General features: G+C 25.9%; 6 protein-coding genes. All 6 read left to right on the top strand.

The genetic code is table 11. The features are described from left to right. A partial coding sequence (locus tag HUJ77_RS06245) for an ATP-grasp fold amidoligase family protein (protein WP_291707717.1) occupies window positions 1-527 on the top strand: 527 nt, incomplete at its 5' end. Window positions 528-549: 22 nt separating this feature from the next. Further along, on the top strand, window positions 550-1,245 hold the full coding sequence (locus HUJ77_RS06240) for a glycosyltransferase (protein WP_291707716.1): 696 nt from the start codon (window positions 550-552) through the stop codon (window positions 1,243-1,245). Then, on the top strand, window positions 1,242-2,225 hold the full coding sequence (locus tag HUJ77_RS06235) for a glycosyltransferase (protein WP_291707715.1): 984 nt from the start codon (window positions 1,242-1,244) through the stop codon (window positions 2,223-2,225). The genes HUJ77_RS06240 and HUJ77_RS06235 overlap by 4 nt, the downstream gene beginning before the upstream one ends. Further along, window positions 2,215-3,663: an oligosaccharide flippase family protein gene (locus HUJ77_RS06230; RefSeq protein ID WP_291707714.1), complete on the top strand. Its 1,449-nt coding sequence runs from the start codon at window positions 2,215-2,217 to the stop codon at window positions 3,661-3,663. The genes HUJ77_RS06235 and HUJ77_RS06230 overlap by 11 nt, the downstream gene beginning before the upstream one ends. After that, the gene (pssE, locus tag HUJ77_RS06225; protein WP_291707713.1) at window positions 3,623-4,105 is read left to right on the top strand and encodes a PssE/Cps14G family polysaccharide biosynthesis glycosyltransferase; all 483 of its coding nucleotides are present in this window, start codon (window positions 3,623-3,625) and stop codon (window positions 4,103-4,105) included. The genes HUJ77_RS06230 and pssE overlap by 41 nt, the downstream gene beginning before the upstream one ends. Before the next feature lies 1 nt (window position 4,106). Beyond that, window positions 4,107-5,002: glycosyltransferase (locus tag HUJ77_RS06220; RefSeq protein ID WP_291707712.1), on the top strand; the 896-nt coding region annotated here is incomplete at its 3' end.

Below are 5,002 nucleotides of genomic sequence, written 5' to 3'. Positions count from 1 at the left end.
CATTAGATATAGAAAAAACTAATAAAAGGTTAAGAAAATTATTAAAAGAAGATTATTACAAATACACCAAGGAGCCTCAATATAGGGGAATAAAGAAGAAAATTATCTGTGAAGAATATTTAGAAGATAAGAATGGTACTTTAGTAGAATATGCTTTGCATTGCTTTTCTGGAAAAGTAAAGTTAATTGAAGTGCATACCAATAGAAGTACAAACTATAGGGAGGATTACTTTCAAGTTGATTGGACTAAAGTTCCTATAAAAGGAAAGGCAGAGAATTCCTTAAAGTCAATAGAAAAACCAAAATTTTTAGATAAATTAATTTCCTTAGGAGAAATTTTAGCTAAGGATTTTGAATATATTAGAGTGGACTTTAATGTAGTAGATGAAAAATTGTATTTTAGTGAATTAACTTTAACACCAGCTAATGGTACTGATAAATTTAATCCTTTGGAGTATGATTTAAAAATTGCTGAACTTATTAATTTAGAAAATTATAATAAACCTTTTAACTTTAAGGAGGTATAGCCTTTAGGAGGAATGATAATTTATGAGTATACCAAAAGTAATACACTACTGCTGGTTTGGTGGCAAAGCTAAGCCAGAAGTAGTAGAAAAGTGCATTCAGTCATGGAAAGACTATTTAAAGGATTATGAGATTATAGAATGGAATGAAGAAAATTTTCCAGTAAAGAATTTTGAATTTACTAAGAAAGCTTATGAAGATAAAAAGTGGGCATTTGTATCAGATTATTGTAGGTTATGGGTACTTTATAATTATGGAGGAATATACTTAGATACTGATATGGAAGTTTTAAAACCCTTAGATAATTTATTAGAAAACTCATCCTTTGGAGGCTTAGAGGATAATGAAATTGCCTTTGGGATTTGGGGCTGCAGAAGGTATGATAAGTTTATTTCAGAAGTTTTAAAGTATTATAATAACTTGAATTATGATGATTACAAGGGAAAACTTAATGAATTAGCTATTCCAATTCATCTAACTTTAATTGCTAAGTACCTTGGTTATAAAGAAAGTCATAGTAATATATCTTATTTTTATAATGATGTAGCAATTTATCCTAAGGAGTATTTTTATCCTAAAAGACATGCTTGGCAAGAAGCTGTAATTACAAAAAACACTTATACTATTCATCATTATGAAGGAAGCTGGAGAAAGCCTCATCAGATATTTAGATCTAAGTTTAAACAAGAGCTACTAAAGTTTATTAGAGGCTTTAAATGAGAAAATGTCAGCTAAGTATAATCTTGCCTGTATACAATGTTCAAGAATATTTAGAAGAATGCTTGGATAGCATTTTAAATCAAAGCTATAAAGATTATGAACTTATTATTGTAGATGATGGTTCAAAGGATAATAGCTTAGAAATTATACAAAGATATAGTAATAAATTTAAAAACTTTAAATTTATATCACAAGATAATAAAGGTGTATCAGAAGCTAGAAATATAGCTTTAAAGAATGCAGAAGGAGAATATGTTTTATTTGTAGATTCTGATGACTTTTTAGAAAAGGAAATGTTAGAGAAAATAATAAGTACAGCCTTAAGTACAAAGGCAGATATAGTTATTAGCAATTATTATTTATTTTATGATGAAAATAATTATATAAAATTTATAAAAGATATGCCTAACTTTCATTTGTATGAGAGCTTTGAAGTAATAGATATGATGTTAAATAATAAAATTCAAGGGCAACTTTGGAACAAGCTTTTTAAGAATACTTTGCTTATAAATAATAACTTTTTATTTGAAAAGGGAAGATATATTCAAGACATATTTCCAGTATTTAAGGTAGTAAATACTTCTAATAAAATTGCCTATATTGATGATGCTTTATATTTTTATAGGCAAAGGGAGAGTTCAACTGTCCATAAAAAGAATAAAAAGCTAACAGAAGACTATTATCATGCTATGAAAAGCATTATTAATTATATAGAAGAAAATAAGCTTATAGTAAATAAATATAGTCTTAGAATTTTTAAAGCAAATGTATTTTCATATTTTATTTATCATTATACTAATGAAGATGTAAATAACAATTATAAAGCTTTTAAGAAGTCTAAATATATGGATTTAAATATTCATTTAAAAGATATTTTATTTTTAAGAAGATTTAATATAAAGGATAAAACGAGAATAATTTTATGGAAGTTAGGAATATTTAATTTTTTAAAGAAAGTTAAGAAGAATTATGAACAATAAAAGAATTATTAAAAATTATCTGTATAACATCACTTATGAAACTTTAATTTTAATACTACCCTTTATAACAGCTTCATATATTTCTAGAGTTTTAGGAGCTGATGGAATAGGAAAAAGTGATTATACTGCTTCCTTTGCAATTATATTTGCTACCTTTGGAAAGCTTGGCATAGATAGATATGGAAGCAAGCATATAGCTTATAAAAGAGATTTGAAAAGTACTAGAAGTGAAACCTTTTGGAATATATGGTCATTGCAAATTTCTTCAACCCTTATTTCAACAATAGTATATATTATATTTTTTATTACCTTAGGAGAATCCTTGAAAATAGTATTTTTATTGCAACTTCCAATAGTTTTATCAGGATTTTTTGATATTAGTTGGTTTTATATAGGTCTTGAAAATTTTAAGAAAATAGTAATTAGAAATACTGTAATAAAGATTATATCTGTAATTTTAATTTTTACTTTTGTAAAAAGTTATGCTGATTTAGATAAGTATATTTTAATTAATTCTTTAGCAGGCTTTTTAGGCTGCTTTACTTATTGGATTTCTTTGTTTAAGTATGTTAATAAAATTAATATTTCAAAGGTAAATATAAAACCTTATATAAGAGAATCAATAGTTTATTTTTTACCACAAATATGTATTCAAGTTTATACAGTAGCAGATCAAATTATTGTAGGCTCATTAACTAATCTTACTGAAGTGGGATATTATTCTCAAAGCTTAAAGGTTCCAAGAATGTCTTTAGCCTTTATTACATCATTAAGTACAGTTTTAATGCCAACAATAGCTAATCTTTATGAGAAAAGTAATACTTTAGGTATAGAAAAGTATTTAAAAAAATCTTTAGAAATTACTATTTGCATTGGTGTTTTTGGTGCAAGCTCTATGGCAGCAGTAGCTAATAAATTTGTTCCATTATTTTTTGGAGAGAAGTTTAATTTAATTACACCATATATGATGACTATTAGTCTAATTGCAGTAATTATTCCAATAGGACTAGTGTTTACAAATCAATTTATCATTCCAACTAGCAAAAATAAAGAATATGTAATTCCTATTTTTTCAGCAGCCTTAGTAAGCTTAATATGTAATTTTATTGTAATACCTCTTATAGGAATAAGTGGAGCTATAATAACAGTTGTTTTATCAGAACTTACTGCAACAATATTAAAAGTAGTTTTAGTAAGAAAATATTTAGATATTAAGGGACTTTTTAAAAGAAGTTATATTTATTTTTTATTTGGAATAGTGAATTTTGTCTTGGTTAATTTAGTTACATCTGTTCTTGATACCACTATATTATCACTACTTATAGGATGCAGTTTATGTTTTGTTTGTTATGGAGGATTAATGCTTATTTTCAAAAATCCTATTAAGGAGGATTTATATGATATTTATAACCGTTGGAACTCAAAAGTTTCAGTTTAATAGATTGCTTAAGGAAATAGATAAATTAATAGAAGAAAAAAAGATATTTGAAGAAGTATTTGCTCAAATTGGATATAGTACCTACAAGCCTAAAAATTATAGCTTTAAGGAGTTTATAAATTCAGAAGAGTATAATGATATCCTTAATAAAGCTGATATAGTAATAACTCATGGAGGAACTGGAACAATAATAAAGTCTATAAATCTTAGAAAAAAGGTAATAGCAGTTCCTAGGCTTAAGTCTTTTGGGGAACATGTAGATAATCATCAAATTCAAATAATATCAGAGTTTAGTGATATTGGATTTTTACGAAAGGTTCATGATATAGATAAGTTATATGAAGCACTTGAAAGTATAAGAAATTTTGATGTTAAGGAATATATATCTAATACAAAGAATATAATTTTTGAAATAGAAAAATATATAGAAGGAGAAATGTAGTTTGAACATTTTATACCTTAACACATCAGTTCATTTAGGTGGAGATACCAAGTGTATCTTAAAACTTTGTAAAGAGATTAATAATAAAAACAAAATAATATTAGCAAGTGCTGGAGGAAAGCTTTTACCTGAGTTTCTTAATATTGGAGTTAAGCATTATGAAATGAAGGATCCTAGTATGAAAAATATTTTTGGCATAGTCCATAATATTTTTAAGACAATAAAGATAGTTAGGAAGGAAAATATACAGTTAATTCATAGTCACCATAGATTAACTACATTTATTTCTAAAATAGCATCTTTTTTCACAGGGGTAAAGGTGATACATACCCAGCACTTGTGTATAGAAGATAAATTTTTCTTAACTAGATGGGCACTTAAAAATATAGATACTATTACTGTTAGTGATTCTGCAAAGAAAGCCTTAGTTAATAAGTGTAAATTAGATAAAAGAAGAATTACAACAATATATAACACTGTAGAAGTAAAAAAGGAAAATAAAAAAGTTGATGAAGCTTTAATTGAAAGTAAAAAAAGTTATTTTACTGTAGCACAAATTAGTAGGATTGTTGATTATAAAGGAGTATATGATTTTGTAAATATAGCAAAGGAAGTTAGTAAAATCAATAATAATATAAGGTTTTTCTTAATAGGTGGAGGAGAGGAACTAGAAAATTTAAAAGCATATGTTAAGGAAAATAATATGGAAGATAAGGTTTATCTACTTGGAGAGAAGGAAAATGTAATTGACCATATGAAATATATAGATTTAGTTATTTTATGTTCACATATAGAGGGGCTTCCACTTGTACCCTTAGAAGCCTTTTCTCAAAAAATTCCTGTTATTGCTACTAATATTCCAGGAACTAATGAGGAAATAATTAATGGAGTAAATGG

It is taken from the genome of Clostridium sp. (assembly GCF_021443865.1).
In the GTDB taxonomy this organism is placed as follows: domain Bacteria; phylum Bacillota; class Clostridia; order Clostridiales; family Clostridiaceae; genus Clostridium.
Note: the sequence above shows the minus strand (reverse complement) of the source record. Positions and strands in the feature narration are given on the sequence as shown.